19 protein-coding genes are annotated in these 18,514 nt (G+C 36.8%); 13 read left to right on the top strand and 6 right to left on the bottom strand.

All coding sequences use genetic code 11. From position 1 onward, the window contains the following. Positions 1-127: 127 nt before the first annotated feature. From HT693_RS00095 to sdaAB, 3 genes are read right to left on the bottom strand one after another with little or no spacing between them, the layout of a single operon-like run. Positions 128-760, bottom strand: a complete 633-nt coding sequence (locus HT693_RS00095; RefSeq protein WP_023939097.1) for an HAD hydrolase-like protein — start codon at positions 758-760, stop codon at positions 128-130. A gap of 21 nt (positions 761-781) precedes the next feature. Next, positions 782-1,654 carry an L-serine ammonia-lyase, iron-sulfur-dependent, subunit alpha gene (gene sdaAA, locus HT693_RS00090; protein ID WP_000500038.1) on the bottom strand — a complete coding sequence of 291 codons (873 nt, stop codon included), beginning with the start codon at positions 1,652-1,654 and terminating at the stop codon, positions 782-784. 8 nt (positions 1,655-1,662) lie between these two features. Next, positions 1,663-2,334, bottom strand: coding sequence for an L-serine ammonia-lyase, iron-sulfur-dependent subunit beta (gene sdaAB / locus HT693_RS00085; RefSeq protein WP_000838914.1), 672 nt, complete (start codon positions 2,332-2,334; stop codon positions 1,663-1,665). Positions 2,335-2,575: 241 nt separating this feature from the next. Here sdaAB and HT693_RS00080 point away from each other — a divergent pair, with 241 nt between their 5' ends. Beyond that, positions 2,576-3,196 (top strand): LysM domain-containing protein, encoded by a 621-nt coding sequence (locus HT693_RS00080; protein WP_138704738.1) that lies wholly within the window; start codon positions 2,576-2,578, stop codon positions 3,194-3,196. Positions 3,197-3,246: 50 nt separating this feature from the next. Here the strand turns inward: HT693_RS00080 and HT693_RS00075 are convergent, their stop codons facing one another. Beyond that, a complete protein-coding gene (locus HT693_RS00075) occupies positions 3,247-4,110 on the bottom strand; it encodes a helix-turn-helix transcriptional regulator (RefSeq protein ID WP_001268181.1) in 864 nt (287 codons plus the stop codon). 527 nt (positions 4,111-4,637) lie between these two features. Here HT693_RS00075 and HT693_RS00070 point away from each other — a divergent pair. The 11 genes from HT693_RS00070 to argH all read left to right on the top strand — a co-directional run bounded on the left by HT693_RS00070 (position 4,638) and on the right by argH (position 15,359). Next, positions 4,638-5,039: a hypothetical protein gene (locus HT693_RS00070; protein ID WP_000732159.1), complete on the top strand. Its 402-nt coding sequence runs from the start codon at positions 4,638-4,640 to the stop codon at positions 5,037-5,039. Positions 5,040-5,112: 73 nt separating this feature from the next. Next, entirely contained in the window at positions 5,113-5,904 is a 792-nt protein-coding gene (locus HT693_RS00065) for a hypothetical protein (RefSeq protein ID WP_000385027.1), read from the top strand. Continuing rightward, the gene (locus tag HT693_RS00060) at positions 5,891-6,697 is read left to right on the top strand and encodes a hypothetical protein (protein WP_000713604.1); all 807 of its coding nucleotides are present in this window, start codon (positions 5,891-5,893) and stop codon (positions 6,695-6,697) included. The genes HT693_RS00065 and HT693_RS00060 overlap by 14 nt, the downstream gene beginning before the upstream one ends. Positions 6,698-6,710: 13 nt before the next feature. After that, positions 6,711-7,358: an ABC transporter ATP-binding protein gene (locus HT693_RS00055; protein WP_049779943.1), complete on the top strand. Its 648-nt coding sequence runs from the start codon at positions 6,711-6,713 to the stop codon at positions 7,356-7,358. 296 nt (positions 7,359-7,654) lie between these two features. Beyond that, the gene (locus tag HT693_RS00050; protein WP_138704928.1) at positions 7,655-8,242 is read left to right on the top strand and encodes a hypothetical protein; all 588 of its coding nucleotides are present in this window, start codon (positions 7,655-7,657) and stop codon (positions 8,240-8,242) included. A 385-nt stretch (positions 8,243-8,627) separates the two neighbouring features. Further along, positions 8,628-8,912: a lactococcin 972 family bacteriocin gene (locus HT693_RS00045; RefSeq protein WP_001230167.1), complete on the top strand. Its 285-nt coding sequence runs from the start codon at positions 8,628-8,630 to the stop codon at positions 8,910-8,912. Positions 8,913-8,966: 54 nt separating this feature from the next. Beyond that, positions 8,967-11,075: a bacteriocin-associated integral membrane family protein gene (locus HT693_RS00040; protein ID WP_138704929.1), complete on the top strand. Its 2,109-nt coding sequence runs from the start codon at positions 8,967-8,969 to the stop codon at positions 11,073-11,075. Further along, entirely contained in the window at positions 11,072-11,713 is a 642-nt protein-coding gene (locus tag HT693_RS00035) for an ABC transporter ATP-binding protein (protein ID WP_138704930.1), read from the top strand. Before HT693_RS00040 ends, HT693_RS00035 begins: the two co-directional genes overlap by 4 nt. A gap of 206 nt (positions 11,714-11,919) precedes the next feature. Further along, on the top strand, positions 11,920-12,726 hold the full coding sequence (locus HT693_RS00030; RefSeq protein WP_138704931.1) for an ABC transporter substrate-binding protein: 807 nt from the start codon (positions 11,920-11,922) through the stop codon (positions 12,724-12,726). A 16-nt stretch (positions 12,727-12,742) separates the two neighbouring features. Next, complete coding sequence (locus tag HT693_RS00025; protein WP_138704932.1) at positions 12,743-13,939, top strand: argininosuccinate synthase; 1,197 nt, start codon at positions 12,743-12,745, stop codon at positions 13,937-13,939. A 28-nt stretch (positions 13,940-13,967) separates the two neighbouring features. After that, positions 13,968-15,359 (top strand): argininosuccinate lyase, encoded by a 1,392-nt coding sequence (gene argH / locus HT693_RS00020; protein WP_138704933.1) that lies wholly within the window; start codon positions 13,968-13,970, stop codon positions 15,357-15,359. 392 nt (positions 15,360-15,751) lie between these two features. Here argH and HT693_RS00015 read toward each other — a convergent pair whose 3' ends face one another. Beyond that, on the bottom strand, positions 15,752-16,615 hold the full coding sequence (locus HT693_RS00015; RefSeq protein ID WP_138704934.1) for a helix-turn-helix transcriptional regulator: 864 nt from the start codon (positions 16,613-16,615) through the stop codon (positions 15,752-15,754). A gap of 649 nt (positions 16,616-17,264) precedes the next feature. Here HT693_RS00015 and HT693_RS00010 point away from each other — a divergent pair. Continuing rightward, positions 17,265-17,876 carry a hypothetical protein gene (locus HT693_RS00010; protein ID WP_000733994.1) on the top strand — a complete coding sequence of 204 codons (612 nt, stop codon included), beginning with the start codon at positions 17,265-17,267 and terminating at the stop codon, positions 17,874-17,876. 263 nt (positions 17,877-18,139) lie between these two features. On the opposite strand, the gene HT693_RS00005 is transcribed toward HT693_RS00010, so the two are convergent. Beyond that, positions 18,140-18,514 (bottom strand): IS630 family transposase (locus tag HT693_RS00005; protein ID WP_172924628.1); only part of this gene is annotated, 375 nt, incomplete at its 5' end.

Raw genomic sequence — 18,514 nt, 5'->3', positions numbered from 1 at the left:
GTCAGTTCTATCTACAACCTTAAAACAGTGTTTTGAGCATCCCACAGCTAGTTTCCTAGTTTGCTCTTTGATTTTCATTGAGTATTACTTCATTTTCTTCTGAAATGGAGTTGTTACCCAGTCTATGCTATTGAAAATACGCCAAAACTTCTAAGGGTTTGTGGGCGATATAATCAGGCTGATAGTTGAGCAAATCTGCTTGCTCTCCAAATCCCCAAGTGACGGCCAATTTCTGAATGCCTGTTTCTTGAGCTCCAAGCATATCAAACTTGGTATCTCCGATGATGATGGCTTGTTGAGGGACTAGTTGATGTGTCTGCAAGGCCTGGCGAATGACATCTGCCTTATGAGGTGCTTCAGAGCTGGAACCATAGATGCCATCAAAGAAATGATGGATTCCCAAGTTGTTAGTCATGTCTTGAGCGATTGGAGTATTTTTTGTCGTGGTGATGTAGAGTGGATAACTGCTTGATAACTCCTCAAGCAAGTCTACAATCTGAGGAAATAGTTGAGCTTCATAGATGCCTTTTGCCTTGTAGTAAGAACGATATATCTGCACAGCCTCAGCGATTTGTTCTTTGGGCAGGCAGGTCGCAAAACTACTTTCGAGGGGCGGTCCCATAAAACCACGAATCGTTTTGGCATCAGGGCTAGGCACCCCCAGCTCCTTAAAGGTATGGGTAAAGGCATTGTGAATTCCGATAGAACTGTCGACGAGGGTTCCATCCAGATCGAAAAAAATCGCTGTGATAGAGGTCATGGTTTCTCCTATTTGATAAACTTATTCTCCGAAAATTTCTTTTTGGAGGCGACGACCAGTAGGGGTGGTAGCGAGTCCACCTTCAGCTGTTTCACGAAAGGCAGTTGGCATGCTTGCTCCTACTTGGTACATGGCATCGATCACTTCATCCACAGGTATTTTAGATTCGATACCTGCCAAGGCCATGTCTGCTGCGATGAAAGCAAAGCTAGCTCCCATGGCATTACGTTTGACACAGGGAACTTCGACCAAACCTGCAACAGGGTCACAGATGAGGCCTAGCATATTTTTAATGACAAAGGCAATAGCTTGACTGGCCTGATAAGGTGTTCCACCTGCAGCCAGAGTCAAGGCGGCAGCACTCATAGCAGAGGCTGAACCAACTTCAGCTTGACACCCACCCTCAGCACCTGAGATGGAGGCATTGTTTGCGATGACTAGTCCAAAGGCACCAGCAGCAAAGAGGAAATCCAATTGTTGCTCGTGGCTGAGGTCTAATTTTTCAATAGCAGCAGTGAGAACGGAAGGGAGACAACCGGCACTTCCTGCGGTAGGAGTAGCGCAGACCAAGCCCATTTTAGCATTGTGTTCATTGACTGCGATGGCATTTCGGGCAGCCGAGAGAATCGTATAATCTGACAGAGTTTTTCCGTTTTCGATGTAGTGATCCAATTTGGCAGCATCTCCACCTGTCAGGCCACTACGAGATTTATTTTCATTGAGGCCAAGTTGGACAGAGGCTTTCATAACTTCCAGATTGCGTTCCATGAGAAGGAAGACTTCTTCACGTTCGCGACCGGTCAATTCAAACTCTGTTGTAATCATGAGTTCTGCGACATTTCCTTGAAAGTCCAGATCTGCTTGCTCGACCAATTCTTTGATAGAATAAAACATGCTTCCTCCTATTTAAAGAAATTGACATTGTGGAGATGAGGGATTTTTCGAATTTCTTCGATAGCCTCATCACAGTTGCGACTGTCAACTTCGATAATCATAATGGCTTTTTCACCAGCTTTTTCACGAGTGACATTCATCTGGGCGATATTGATACCATAGCGGGAAAGCGCCTCTGTTACAAGAGCAATCATGCCTGGAATATCTTGATGAACGATGATGATAGTCGGTGTATTCATATTGAGAGAGACGGCAAAACCATTGAGTTCGGTTACCTGAATATTTCCTCCACCGATAGAAATACCAGTCACGCTGATGGTCTTGTGGACATTTTTGACGGTAATTTTAGTGGTGTTGGGGTGAGGGGCATTGCTGTCTTTCTGAATGGTCCAGACAATCTTGATACCACGCTTGTGGGCAATCTCCAGACTGTTTGGAATTTCAGGATCATCTGTATCCATGCCTAAAATACCTGCAACAAGGGCTAGGTCTGTTCCGTGACCACGATAGGTCTTGGCAAATGAGTTAAAAAGTTGGAATTCAACTTCTGTCGGAGTATCATCAAAAATGGAAGAGACAATCTTCCCAATACGAACAGCACCAGCGGTATGGCTACTAGATGGGCCAATCATAACTGGTCCGATGATATCAAAGACAGATTGAAAACGAAGTGATTTCATCAGTTTCCCCTTATAAAAATTCTTATCTCTATTATATCAAAGAATGAGGGTCTTGACTTTAATTGTGGATGAAAACCTTTCTAATACCTCAAATAGCATAAAAATAGTATCTTTTATGACAAAAAACACCTTATCTAGGGAAATAAAAAATAATTTTGTAATATTTCTACATAAAAGTGTCAAGAAACGGTAATATTTAAAGGGTATGATAGAACTATAGAAAGAAGGAGAATTTTCGAATATGAAATCAATAACTAAAAAGATTAAAGCAACTCTTGCAGGAGTAGCTGCCTTGTTTGCAGTATTTGCTCCATCATTTGTATCTGCTCAAGAATCATCAACTTACACTGTTAAAGAAGGTGATACACTTTCAGAAATCGCTGAAACTCACAACACAACAGTTGAAAAATTGGCAGAAAACAACCACATTGATAACATTCATTTGATTTATGTTGGTCAAGAGTTGGTTATCGATGGTCCTGTAGCGCCAGCAGTACCAGCTTCAACGACCTATGAAGCTCCAGCAGCCCAAGATGAGGCTGTTTCAGCTCCAGTGGCAGAAACTACAGAGGTAGAGGAAGAAACTCCAGTAGTAAGTGAAACAGTAGCAGAAGAAACAGTTGCTTCAACTGTAAGCGGATCTGAAGCAGAAGCCAAAGAATGGATTGCTCAAAAAGAATCAGGTGGTAGCTACACAGCTACAAACGGACGTTATATCGGACGTTACCAATTGACCGATTCATACTTGAACGGTGACTACTCAGCTGAAAACCAAGAACGTGTAGCAGATGCCTATGTAGCAGGACGTTACGGTTCATGGACTGCTGCTAAAAACTTCTGGCTTAACAACGGCTGGTATTAAGAAATAACGAACAGAATAATATGAAAAGGTCGAGGAAATCCCTCGACTTTTTATATTTCCTTCGGTTGAGAATAGATCTCTACTTCTTTTTTGAGATGAGACAGCATAGAAGTTTCCTCGGTCAGCTCTAGAAGTGAGAAACCTTTTTGGATAAGTCTAGCGTCATCCCTACAAATCCCGATACGGACATAGCAGATAGCAAGTCTATCGTAGTGCTTCTTTTTCTTGGCATCCTCTAGTAAAGTATAGCAGATTTGTTGACACATGTTTTTGTCTTGATGGTATAAGTAAATGGTGGACAGATTGAGTAGGATTGCCATTCGTAAGTCATATAAATGTTGGTAGTTTTTATAGACTTCCAAGCGTTGCAAGATTTTTCCAGTGATGAGATGGAGGTGTTCAATGGGAAAGCTGAAAAGAATGGTATTGAGGATTTTTAGGTCATTTTCATACCATGTATCTTGTTTTTCAATTTTTTCCCAAAGCTTTTTGATAGTCTGTTTTACTTGGTCTGACAGTTGCTCTGTACCATGTTGACGGATATGAATGACAACTTCCAGCATATCCCTGATCTCTTCTATAGAGAGGTCATGATGGGTCTTGAGATAGTTTTGGCATTTTTGAAATAGTTTTTCGAGTTCACTAGTCCCTAGGATTGAGCTCATATTGAGATAGGTTTGCATGATTTCTGTTCGTTGGCTTGGTTGATAGAGATGGCAGATATAGTCAAACTCTTCAAAACTCATATTGATTTGCTGGAGAAGAAACTCCATATTTTCATATTTGGGAGTTGCTTTACCGCCTTCAATCTTTGATAGGCTGGTTCTTGAGAGGACATTTCCACAGACCTCTTCTTGGGTCAAGCCTTTTGACTCGCGTATTTCTTTATAGACCTTTCCGAAATCATAACGCATAATTTTCTCCTTTTCGTGAAAAAAGTTAACAAATAATAAAATCTAGTTAAAAATATTGTATCATAGTAACAGGAATAGTAAAAAAGAAAACTAAAATAATGTGTGAAAAAAGTTAACTAATTTTAAAATAGAATAAAGAAGAGGTATACTATAGATACAAAATATGGATAGGAGGGAAAAAGTATGAATAAAAAAGTTTTTCGCTTTTTAGTTGTTCTTGCTTTCTTATTTAGCATTGCTACGGTTTTCCCATGGAAATGGCCGATATAATGCGCTAGTTGCAAAAATGAAAGGAAGATGAGTCCAATGGATTATTTAGTAATTACATAAGATTTTCTGTGAATGTTAATTTCGTTTTAAGGTAGTTATTCTATAAATTTGAATTCATTATAATTTTGATTTTTAGTTTATCATATTTGGTTTCACAGGAAGTATATCATATCCCAAATTAAAGAAAACAACACAATACAACATGTTTTTCATTTTGTATTGTGTCGTAAGTGGAGCGAAAGGATTGGATTGTAATAATGAAAAAACTAGATACTAAAACAAAGTTATTTGCAAGTATATGTGCTACGTTAATGATTGGTGCAATGGCTGTCTCTGCTAGAGAAATTTCGGACTACGATATGATTATGCCGAGATTCGGAGGTCGTACAGTGACTGACTCATTATATAAAACAAATCAATCAAGAGGAGTAAATAATAATACATCAATCGGTGGTGGTTATACAATGCACTGTGCTATTTTTAGAGGTGACGCTCAAATGACACGTACATATTCTTCAGGCAGTGGAGATAGGATTTATTTGAATTATAATAGTCCATCAGATGCAGAAGGATCTAATCTTAGATTGGGTGGATGGACAGGGTTCGCAACATATGTTAAAGTTCAAACCAGCGGTTCGTGGAGTCCTGATGAGTATTAAGAGCTAGAATATAGGTTTGTATATTTGGGGGTGAGCATGTTCGCTCATCCCATTTGTTTTATAGGAGAGAAGTATGGATTACAAGGTCAGTATATTTTTAAAAGGGATGAAAAATAAGCAATTCTTTTTAGCAATATTAATTATTTTAACTTCTATGATATTTTCTGTAAGTGCATTTATTGAAGAGGGGATGGAGTATTTTTTTAATCATGATTATATTGTGGTATTTTTACAAGGTTATAATGGTGATAGGTCGTTGTTAATAGTTTTGGCACCTCTTATTGCAACAATTCCTTTTGCGTCACAGCATATCGAAAATAGAAAAAGTGGAATAATGAAATATATTATATCAAGGATGGGATATAAACAGTATTTTAATTCTATTTTTATAATCAATGGATTCATATCATTTACAACATTTATTTTTGGAATGTTATTATTTTTGATAATGTCAATTTTATTTTTTAATAGAAGTATAAATATGGATGCTTATTATGCAATAACAAAAGTTTCTATTTATGAATCAGCAGTGAGGACATCCCCGTTATTTTATGTAGTAATAATCATTTTACATTGTTCCTTTGTTGGCGTTGCATATAGTAGTGTTGGATTGGCGATGTCATATTTTATTAAGAGCAAATTTGTTGCATGGTTATCCCCATTTATTTTAACGACAATAGGATCATTGTTTGCTATGTTTTTAGGTCTTACTAAAATTGAACCAATGGCAATTTTTGATGTTTCAAGAGTAAAAGGAATAAGCATAATATTTGTTTTTGTATATTTGATACTTGTAGTAGTAATATCATATTGGATGTCGTATAAAAAGTTTAAAAGGGATATAGAAACTGATGAAGAAATTTAAAGAATTAAAAAATAAAGAAGATTTTTATATAGGTTTTATATATTTATTAGTGGCTTTTGCTATATTAGCAAATTTTAGTCAGCTGATAGTATTGAAATATAAATTTGGGAATTTTCATTTTGGTGAGCTGATTCTTATCATGTTTAATGATTCCTATACTGGATATTTCACATTTCCGTTTTTATTAGCTTTCATAATGATGCTACAAAGCCCAGTTGAACAAAATATATTTTTTGTACTAAGTAGGTATTCAAGTAGAAATGATTTTTATAGAAATAAGCATTTCAAAATTTTGAAAAGTGTGATTTATTATGTGGTTAGTATTTGTATATTTTCCACTATAGTAGGAATAGGAGATTCTAACTTTGGCATCGGCATTTCAACAGCCACAAAAAAATTTTCAGAAACGTATTTATTTGGAAATTTTGAAACGAATATCGTAATTTATGAGATAGGGAAGATAATAATTTTACAAGGATTGTTGCTATATTTCTTTTCCCTGCTCCATGCACTTTTAACACAGTTTAGAATATCACAATCGTTAGTATTTGTTATCTATACGGGCACTTTGATTGTAATGGCGGGTTCAACATTGGGCTTGTTAGGAGAACATCTGAGACCATTTTCATTGTTTTCTATTTCCGGTTCAGTATATGGTTACGGTATAAATTTCATTGGTAGATGTGGGATATTGGTATTTGTTGATGCAATGTTAGTTCTATTAAATTTTAAAATATTTGAAAATAAAGATATTACATTACCTAAAGGAAGTAAGCAGTATCAAGATGAGTAAGGAGTTGAAACGTATGGATTGTATAAAAGTAGATCATCTTTCAAAAACATTTGGGAAAAAGTGTGTTATAGATGATGTTAGTTATGTTTTTGAATCAGGTAAAATATATGGAATTATAGGAACCAATGGATGCGGGAAAAGTGTATTATTTAAAATGATTTCAGGACTAATGAAACCTACTACGGGTAAGATTACAGTTGGAAGTGTAATTGTTGGTGAAAATGGCTCTATGCCACTTGATGTAGGCTTACTTATTGAACATCCAGGATTTTTGTCTAGTCTAACTGCATTAGAGAATTTAGAGCAATTAGCTACAATCAAAAATAAAATTACTAAGAAAGAGATTGAGGAAGTATTGAATAAGGTAGATTTATATCAGGATAAAGATGTAAGAGTAAAAAATTATTCATTAGGTATGTTACAAAGGTTAGGGATTGCCCAAGCATTGATGGAAAATCCTAAGATTTTACTCCTAGATGAACCATTTAATAGTATGGACTATGAAGGTGTAGAAGAACTTAGAAAAATAATTAAGAGTTATGCTCGAAAGAATCATATTACTATGTTGGTCACATCTCACAATAAAGAGGATATTGAAGTATTATCTGATATTGTTCTTGAATTGAAAAATGGTAAATTAGTTGAGATATCTAACTTTTAGTAATGGTAGGTGGCTAACTTTATTATAGACCTTCCCGAAATCATAACGCATGATGTACTCCTTTTTGTGAAAAAAGTTAACAAATAATAAAATCTTAGCAAAAATATTGTATAATAGTAATATAGAAAGTAAGGGAGAAAACTAAAATAAGTTTAAGTAGTACTATGATGTAGCTAGAAAAGAAAGAATTCTAGCTTGATACAATATTACCAGTCTTATTTAAAGTTGTTATGGAACTATTTTCAAAATAGATAGGCCTCTGCTTTAAGTGGAGTAGTGAATCAGGAGGTTAAGTGATGAACTACAATTTAAAATATCTTTTATCAGGAATATTTGTCCTAGTCTTTATAAGTTTCCTAGTCTGGATGCGTTATTTTAATCAGAGGAAGGAAGAAGAGCATTCGGATGTGTCTTTTGAAGCGAGGTTAGATAGTGAGGTCAAGGACTTATATAAACAACTAGGATTGGGTGAGGAGCCTCATTATTTCTTAGCGTATCGCTACCTACATCCTTGGTTTGATTTGGCGATTTTACCACCAACAGTTGAAATTTTCTTAACTAAAATAGCGCTGGTGATGGTAACTCCAGATGAACTACTGATAAGAAATCTTGGGAATGGGATGACTTTCACAAGTGAGCATCATCGTGATTTGCGGCAAGGACTTATCCGCATTCCAAAATCAGAGATGAAAGAATTTGAGATTCGTAACTGGAAAAAATTTTTTGTATTTGGCGATTTTTTGACAATTAAAACAAGCCAACATAGCTATTATTTACAGGTTAGAGATGATGGACTTCAAAAAGGAAGTCTTTCTACCAAACATTTCTCCGACTTGAAACGACAAGATTTTCTCGGATTATTAACAGATAAACGGACATTCTGATAGATAATTGCCCTAGTTGTTTATTGTAAACTTTACAAATTTGGCTTGTAATTTTTTTATAAAATTCACTTCAATTACTTGACAGTTATTATATTTTCGCTTACAATATAGATAAAAGGATGGGATAGGAGTTTAAAAATTTGAAAACGCTATCCATGTTGTTTATTGGGCTGATTCTTGAGTAATAGTTAGAGTGTGCTTAATACTACTCTGGTTGTTCAAAGACCTGATACAGAAGAGAACTATTCTCCTAGTTAAGAGTAAGTTCGTTGTTTAAAAATGAAATGAGATAGAAGGAAGGTGAGTCCAATGGACTACGATACTTGTTGATAAATTACTATAGCTGTTTCTACGGAATAGCTCTCGATAATAGGAGAAATAAATCATGAGAAAATTAGTTAAAATTGGTGTTGCATCTTTAATGGTATGTAGTATACTTGCTTCTACAAGTGTTTTGGCAGTATGGGTTGATGGTGGTCAATGGAACTATGGAGTAGGATGGTCAGGAAATTTTGGTTATTCTGATTATTTACATTCTACTCGCTCTCATACAGCAACTGTTAAAGATGGAAATAAATTCTCTAAGGATCGTGCAGAAGCTGAGGCATGGGCTCGGGCTTCAATCTTCAAATTCCCACCAACGGGAATGGAATATTTCTATGGATTTTAATTAAAATTCTCCCTCCCCTTTTGGAGAGGGAGTTTCTTTACGGGAGGTATCTCTATGAAAAAAATCAGTCATCTTTGTATGCTCCTGCTCTTGCTGTGTACTACGTTTTTTGTCCTGAATGTAAATGTTACACGAGAAATAGTGCGGATTCAGGAGATGGGCAAGACAATTTATTCATTTGACTTGTACTTGAAAGATGTCACTAAACCGACAGAAACGATTCTCCAGTTTTTTGAAGAGGTTGCAAGCCAAGACAAGGTCTCTATTATCAAAGTAGATAATGGCGATGAGGTCGTCAAGGCTGGTGTTTTTGATAAGGAAACCTTCCCCTATCAGGAGTTCGGTCTGACTTCTCTTGATTTTTCAAAGAATGAGAAGGGAGTCTACAGTAACCAGAACCTTCCCAATAATCTAGGAACCATTCCCACCTTTTTAAAGGTGAAACTCATTCGACTCCAGACCTTCCAATCTTATATTGAGGATAAATCCCATACTGTAAATGGACGCTACATGATTACCTCCAGCAAAGAGATAGATCGTGATACCATTCTACAAAAGTGGAGTGATTTTTTCCAGATAGATAAGACGATTTTATTAGAACCCACTTACCGAAGTCAGGTTGGAGTGCTAAATCAAGATTTGTTACTATCTATCATTATCTTTATCTTGGCAATCTTGCTTGTGATTTTAATGACAGTTTATCAGCCGATGATGGAGATGAAACGAGTGGGGGTTCAAAAGTTACTTGGTTTTCAAAGCAGGGCGATTTTAGCTGGTTTTGTAAAGACTAATTTTTATCTTCTCTTGGGTGGAAGTCTTGTCATTGACTTGGGACTATTTTTAGTGCTGGACTACAGGCCAAAACTTTTGTTTCCAAGTTTACTCTTATCCCAATTTCTGCTTTTACAGTTGTATTTGTTCATCAGTTGGCTGACCTACCTGATGATTCAGAAAATGACAGTCAGTTCCATGTTGAAAGGTTTTTCATCTGTCAAACTTGGTCTCATCTTTAATTATGTGATGAAAATAGGGACAACTATTTTACTGACGGCCTTACTGATTGGGGTAGGCAAAAGTCTAGAACAAGAAAATAAAGAACTTGCTTATCAGCAACAGTGGGTAAGCCAAGGCAATTACCTGACCTTAGAAACCTTCAAACTCAATGATAACCTGTGGCAAGAAGAGCTAGCAGGTTCAGGGAAATCTACAGATTATTTCTACCAATTTTATCAAGATTTGCTAGCAAAAATACAAGTAAACTATGTGCGAAGTGCGAGTCTTTCTATCAAACCAGTCATCAAAGCAGAACAAGTGCAGCAGTACCAACTGCCTGATAAGGTAGATGTTTACTATGCAAATAGCAATTTTCTAAAGAGCAAGGGATTCAAGTTACCAGATACCAGCACTAAAAAAGTTATTTTGATGCCAGCCAGTGCCAAAGGACAAGAAGGCAAGAATCAGTTCTTGGGAAAATCCATCGCCTATCTTTCTATGAGGTATGAAGAACAGCAAAAGCAAAGGGTAGAAGATATGGATGTAGAAATTGCCTACTATGAAGGAGATTGGTCTTTCTTCCCTTATAATAATGAGCGAAAGGAAAATCTCCACAATCCAATCATTAGTCTGGTAAATGATCAAGACATGATGTGGGAAGAAAAGACTCACTTGTCAACGACAGGTTTAAACAACCCTATGAAAGTTGAAAATACGGAACAAAATCAAAAAGTGATCACAGAGTTAGTCGATAACTTATCTGATGGTAGCTATTTAAAATTTTCATCGATTCAAGCAATTCAAGAGGAGATAGTTGATACTTATCGGGATTCTGTTCGTAATTTTAACGTTCTTTTTGCCTTATTTGCTCTTCTCAGTATGATTGTCTCCTACTTTTTACTCGTTACTACTTTCTTGTTGAAGCGCAGGGATATCATTACCAAGAAGTTTATGGGGTGGAAACTGGTCGATCGCTACCGTCCTCTCCTCGTTCTGCTTTTGCTGGGCTATAGTCTCCCTCTTCTAGTCTTGATTTTCTTTGCCCATGCGCTCTTGCCACTCCTACTTTTTGCAGGTTTTACATGTTTGGATATACTATTTGTGCTAGGCTTGGCTTCTAGGATTGAGAAAAGAAGTCTAGTAGAGTTATTGAAAGGGGGCATCTTATGATTGAGTTGGAAAATATTACCAAAACCATTGGGGGAAAAGTGATTTTGGATAACTTGTCTCTTAGGATTGATCAGGGTGATTTGGTAGCTATTGTTGGCAAGAGTGGTAGTGGTAAGTCGACCTTGTTAAATTTATTGGGTTTGATAGATGGTGATTATAGCGGACGGTATGAGATTTTTGGTCAGACAAATCTAGCGGTCAATTCTGCTAAGTCGCAAACAATAATCCGTGAACATATCTCTTATCTGTTTCAAAATTTTGCCTTGATTGATGATGAAACGGTCGAGTACAATCTTATGCTGGCGCTGAAATATGTAAAATTGTCTAAGAAAGACAAGCTCAAAAAGGTGGAAGAGATTTTAGAGAGGGTAGGTTTGTCAGCTACGTTGCATCAAAAGGTCTCCGAGTTGTCTGGTGGCGAACAACAACGAATTGCAGTTGCTAGAGCCATCTTAAAACCCAGCCAGCTGATTTTAGCCGATGAACCAACAGGTTCGCTGGACCCTGAAAATAGAGATTTGGTCTTGAAGTTTCTCTTAGAGATGAATCGCGAGGGGAAAACAGTTATTATTGTGACCCACGATGCTTATGTAGCCCAACAATGTCATCGCGTCATTGAATTGGGCAAGGGGGAATGAGTTAGTTCTGCTTATTTTGACTGAGTGAATACTCATGTTTTCCAGAGAGAAATAGTATAAATACGCCTAGGAATGACATTTTTATGTAATTTTCCTAGGTTTTTCTGTTTTAAATTGAAAAAAAATACAATTTAGGCTTGACAAAGGATGAAGATAGGTGTATTATTTATACAAATAAAAGGAATAAACATAAATGAGGCTTTGTTATGAATAAGATGAAGAAGGTGTTGATGACGATGTTTGGTTTAGTGATGCTCCCCCTACTATTTGCTTGTAGTAACAATCAATCGGCTGGAATTGAAGCTATCAAGTCCAAAGGAAAATTGGTTGTAGCCCTCAATCCAGATTTTGCTCCATTTGAATATCAAAAAGTGGTTGATGGGAAAAATCAGATTGTGGGTTCAGATATCGAATTAGCCAAGGCTATCGCAACAGAACTAGGTGTCGAATTGGAACTATCTCCCATGAGTTTTGACAATGTACTGGCTAGTGTTCAATCAGGAAAAGCTGATCTTGCCATATCTGGTGTTTCTAAGACAGATGAACGGAGCAAGGTGTTCGATTTTTCAACTCCCTACTATACTTCAAAAAATAAGCTCATTGTCAAAAAAGCTGATTTAGCCACTTATCAGTCTGTCAACGACTTGGCTCAGAAAAAGGTCGGAGCGCAGAAAGGTTCGATTCAAGAGACTATGGCGAAAGATTTGCTACAAAATTCTTCCCTCGTATCTCTGCCTAAAAATGGGAATTTAATCACAGATTTAAAATCAGGACAAGTGGATGCCGTTATCTTTGAAGAACCAGTTGCCAAGGGATTTGTGGGAAATAATCCTGATTTAGCAATCGCAGACCTCGATTTTGAAAAAGAACAAGATGATTCCTACGCGGTCGCCATGAAAAAAGATAGCAAGGAATTGAAAGAGGCAGTCGATAAGACCATTCAAAAGTTGAAGGATTCTGGGGAATTAGACAAACTCATTGAGGATGCCTTTAAAGCATCCATTGAAAAATAGAAAGAAGGAAAAGAACATGAGTAAAGAAAAAGTAATTTTGGCCTATTCTGGCGGTTTAGACACATCAGTTGCTATTACCTGGTTAAAGAAAGACTATGATGTTGTTGCAGTTTGTATGGATGTGGGTGAAGGGAAAGACTTGGATTTCATCCATGATAAGGCTCTCAAGGTTGGAGCAGTCGAATCTTATGTCATTGATGTTAAGGACGAATTTGCTACAGATTATGTGCTAGTAGCTCTCCAGTCACATGCCTATTATGAACAAAAGTACCCCTTGGTATCTGCCTTGAGCCGCCCTCTGATTTCTAAAAAATTGGTTGAAATAGCGCATCAGACAGGAGCGACTACAATTGTTCATGGTTGTACAGGTAAGGGGAATGACCAAGTACGTTTTGAAGTATCGATTGCAGCCTTGGATCCCAATTTAAAAGTGATTGCGCCAGTTCGTGAATGGAAATGGTCTCGGGAGGAAGAAATTCATTATGCCAAGGAAAATGGGGTGCCTGTTCCTGCTGACCTTGACAATCCCTACTCTGTCGACCAAAATCTTTGGGGACGTGCCAATGAGTGTGGTATTTTGGAAAATCCATGGAATCAGGCTCCAGAAGAAGCCTTTGGTATCACAACTTCTCCAGAGCAAGCTCCAGATACGCCAGAGTACATTGATATTGAGTTTAGTGAAGGCGTTCCAGTTTCCCTTAATGGAGAAGGGTTAAAATTGGCAGATTTGATTCAAAAACTCAATGAAATAGCTGGGAAACATGGGGTCGGACGGATTGATCACGTGGAAAATCGTTTGGTTGGGATTAAATCAAGAGAAATCTATGAGTGCCCAGGGGCAGTGACCCTGCTGACAGCTCATAAGGAAATTGAGGACTTGACGCTTGTGAGAGAAGTAGCTCATTTTAAACCAATTATAGAAAATGAATTATCAAATCTCATTTATAATGCTTTGTGGTTTAGTCCGGCTACGCAAGCCTTGATTGCTTATATTAAAGAAACTCAAAAAGTTGTCAATGGGACTGCAAAAGTTAAACTCTATAAGGGGAGCGCTCAGGTCGTGGCTCGGAAATCACCAAATTCTCTTTACGATGAAAATTTGGCGACGTATACCAGTGCAGATACCTTTGACCAAGATGCGGCTGTTGGCTTTATTAAGTTGTGGGGACTTCCAACCAAGGTTTATTCTGAGGTTCAAAAAAGCGCCAAATAGGGCGATTGGATAGAGAGGTGGATGTGATATGACTAAGAATACAAAATTATGGGGTGGTCGCTTTGAAGGTACTGTCGAAGACTGGGTAGAGCGCTTTGGTGCGAGTATATCTTTTGACCAGAAATTAGCAAAATTTGATGTGATTGGTTCCTTAGCCCACGTTCAGATGTTGGGTCAGACGGGCATTTTGAGTTTGAATGAGTCAGAAAAGATTCAAGAAGGCTTGAAAGAGCTTTTAGAAGAGCTAGAGGCAGGCCAACTTGACTTTGATATCGGAAACGAAGATATTCATATGAATATGGAAGTGTTACTGACAGAAAAAATTGGTCCCCTTGCAGGGAAGCTACATACAGCTCGTTCTCGAAATGACCAAGTTGCGACAGATATGCACTTGTATCTCAAGGAGCAACTAGGTCATGTCCTAGATAAACTGGCTCATCTCAAGGGTGTTTTATTAGACTTGGCGGAAAATCATGTGGAGACGATTATGCCGGGCTATACCCATCTGCAACATGCCCAGCCTATTAGTTTTGCCCATCATCTGATGGCTTACTACAATATGTTTCAAAGAGACAGTGAACGTTTTGGATTTAACCAGAAGCATACAGATCTATGCCCTCTAGGTGCGGCAGCTTTGGCAGGGACGACTTTCCCCATTGATCGCCAATTGTCTAGCGATTTGCTGGAGTTTAAGCAACCTTATACAAATTCTTTGGATGCTGTTAGTGACCGCGATTTTATCTTAGAATTTCTATCAAATGCCAGCATACTCATGATGCATATGAGCCGTTTTTGCGAAGAAATGATCAATTGGTGTAGCTTTGAGTACCAATTCATTACCTTGTCAGATACGTTTACAACAGGTTCCTCTATTATGCCCCAAAAGAAAAATCCAGATATGGCTGAGTTGATTCGAGGAAAGACTGGTAGAGTTTATGGGAATCTGTTTGGACTATTGACAGTCATGAAGTCCTTGCCCTTAGCTTATAATAAGGATTTGCAAGAGGATAAGGAAGGAATGTTTGATACGGTCGAAACGATTTTAAATTCCCTCGATGTGTTGGCAGGTATGTTATCCAGCTTGCAGGTAAACAAGGAAAAAATGCAAGAGTCTACAGAGAAGGACTTTTCAAATGCGACTGAGTTGGCAGATTATTTGGCAGGGAAAGGTTTGCCATTTAGAGAAGCTCATGAGGTTGTGGGAAGATTAGCGTTAGACTCTATCAAGTCTGCTAAAAATATTCAAGATTGGACTTTGGAGGAATTGCAAACCTATCATTCCCTCATTGTCGAGGATATTTATGTCTACTTGCAACCTAAAACTGCTGTTCAAAGACGAAATTCCTTGGGAGGTACAGGATTTGACCAAGTGAAATACCAGATTGCAGTTGCTAAGAAAGCGAATGAAGCTAGAAAGTGATAGATTGATAGGTTCAGAATAAGAGGTTGGTCTATTGACAGCCTCTTTCTTGTCGTTAAAAAAGTGAGATATATTGACTTTTGAAAAAATGTCATAATTGAGTTGGGATAAACGTAAAAGTAATATAGTAGATTGAATCTGGAATAGTCCGTTATGACTGTTAAAATATTTCTAGAAATTAATTTGACTTTCCTAATCGATTTGTTCACATCTTGTTTCAATCTACTATACTTTCTCGTTAAACCGTTCGGCGATTCATGGTGACATGGACACGTAGTAGTAAGCAAACTATGTGGCTTGGCAGAGCTAAAAACTTCGGGATTAACAATGGCTGGTATTAAGAACTAACGAACAAATAATATGTAAAGAGTCGAGGAAATCCCTCGGCTTTTTTATCTTTCCTTCGCTTGGTAATAGATCTCTACTTCTTTTTCGAGATGAGACAGTATAGAAGTTTCCTCGGTTAGCTCCAGAAGGGAGAACCCTTTTTGGATAAGTTTAGCATTATCTGTACAAATCCCAATACGGACATAGCAGATAGCCAGCCTATCGTAGCTTTTCTTATTCTTGGCGTCCTCTAGTAAAGTGTAGCAGATTTGCTTACACATGTTTTTATCTTGAGTGTATAGATAGAGTGTGGAAAGGTTTAATAGAATTGTCATTCGCAAGTCATATAAATGTTGATAGTTTTTATAGACTTCTAGGCGTTGCAATATTTTTCCAGTGATGAGATGGAGGTATTCAATGGGAAAACTGAAAAGAATGGTATTGAGGATTTTTAGATCACTCTCATACCATGTATCTTGTTTTTCAATTTTTCTCCAAAGTTTTTTGACAACCTGGTCTGCGTGATCTGATAGTTCACCTGCCCCGTGTTGACGGATATAAATGACAACTTCAAGCATATCTCTGATTTCTTCTATAGGGAGATCGTGGTGGGTCTTGAGGTAGTCTTGGCATTTTTGAAATAAATTGACAAGATCGCTGGTCCCGATAATGGAACGCATATTGAGATAGGTTTGCATAATCTCTGTGCGTTGACTTGGTTGATAAAGTTGACAGATATATTCAAATTCTTCAAAACTCATATTGATTTGACGGAGAAGAAATTCCATATTTTCATATTTTGGGGTTGTCTTGCCACTTTCGATTTTTGATAAGCTGGTTCTTGAGAGAACACCCCCACAGACCTCTTCTTGGGTTAGCCCCTTTGACTCACGTATTTCTTTATAGACCTTTCCGAAATCATAACGCATGATTTTCTCCTTTCCGTGAAAAAAGTTAACAAACAATAAAATCCTATTAAAAATATTGTATCATAATAACAGGAATAGTAAAAAAGAAAACTAAAATAATGTGTGAAAAAAGTTAACGTAATTTTAAAATAGAGTAAAGAAGAGGTATACTATAGATATAAAATAAAGATAGGAGGAAAAAGTATGAATAAAAAAGTTTTTCGCTTTTTAGTTGTTCTTGCTTTCTTATTCAGCATTGCTACGGTTTTCCCATGGAAATGGCCGATGTGATGAGTTCGTTTTTAATAAAGAAGGAAGGTGAGTCCAATGGATAATTTAGTGATTGCATAAGATTTTCTGTGAATGTTAATTTTGTTTTAAAGTAGTTATTCGATAAATTTGAATTAATTATAATTTTGATTTTTAGTTTATTACATTATTTCATAGAAGTTTTAATAAATAATAATATTAAAATATGTGTATTGTAAATGGGATAATAAAGACGATATTAGTTATAGTAGATTAACTCTATAAAGTAAATTACCATAAATAACTGAAATCAATCGTTTTCAATATTCGATTTGAATAATACTTGTTTCTTGTTTTGATACACAATATAAACTTAGCGTTGCTTATTTTGTTAGATTTTTTAAGAATTATGGAGAATAACATGAAAAAATTAATAACATCATCTATAGTAGCATTATCATTATTTGGAGCAGTGGCTCCAACACTTGCTAATGCATCTACGATTTCTAATATAAGTAGTTCAGATAAGGTGGATGAATTTACTTCCGCAGATATAAATATAATTACAAATTACGGACAGTATTCATATGATAAAAAATTGACAGAAGTTGCTTTGAAATTAGAAAATTATTTTTCGAAAAATGAATATGGAGATCCAGTTTTATACGCAACTAAAGAACAGTTAATGGAAGACTTAGAGATTACTGAGCAGGAAGCTGAAGATATATTATCTATTGCAGAATTAGATGTGAGAAAAACTCAATTTAGAGGATTTGTCGGTTTGTATATTAATCTTGGTTCTAAAATTAGAAGTATGAATGGATGGGCTGCTGCGGCTTTTGCAGGTGGCTATTTTGGTTGGTATGCTAAGGAATTAGCAGCGGCAGGACCGTGGGGAGCTGGTGTTGCTGCGCTTGTAACAGCTTCTGCTGCAGCATTAGCTAAATGGGGTGTTGAAAATGGTGTAACTGTCTTGCATCTAGGAGATCACATACCTGGCATTAGTTTGTCTTATAACGTGTATATCCCATAATATGACTCATTTAAAATTTTATATCAAATCTGTTCTTAGTTCATTGGTATTTTTTATCCTTTTAATTTTTTTTATTAAAAATATATATTATCCTGCTTTAAAGATAACTATTGAAGTTATTCTGACATTTTCGATAGGTAGTCTTTGTTATTCTATTTTTTGTAAAACAAATCATGCTGCTTTTCTGCCAATCTCGGTTGTTTTATTTCTGCTGACTCTCTATTTGCTGGGAGGATAGTGTTTTAGTAGGAACTTTGTCATACTCAATCATTTTCAAAAAGCAACCTTGTCCATTGTCTGCTGACAGTGGACTTTAAAACGCTTTTTTCCAGTCCTTGAATAACTTCTTGAAGCTTATCAATGACGGCTTCCAATGTTTGGAAAGCCTTATTTTTGAAACCTCGTTTTCGAATTTCTTTCCAGACTTGTTCAATAGGGTTCATTTCTGGAGTATAAGGTGGGATAAAAGCTAACTCAATATTACTTGGAATCTCTAAGGTACTTGATTTATGCCATATAGCATTATCCATGACAAGTAAAATATAGTCATCTGGATAAGCTTGTGAGACTTGCCGTAGAAATTCATTGGTCCACTCAGTATTGCATCCTCCAGCAATGAGGAAAAAGGAATCTCCTGT

Source organism: Streptococcus sp. 2154, assembly GCF_013277255.1.
GTDB lineage: Bacteria > Bacillota > Bacilli > Lactobacillales > Streptococcaceae > Streptococcus > Streptococcus pseudopneumoniae.
The sequence above is the reverse complement of the archived record's forward strand: the minus strand, read 5'-3'. Positions and strand labels throughout refer to the sequence as shown.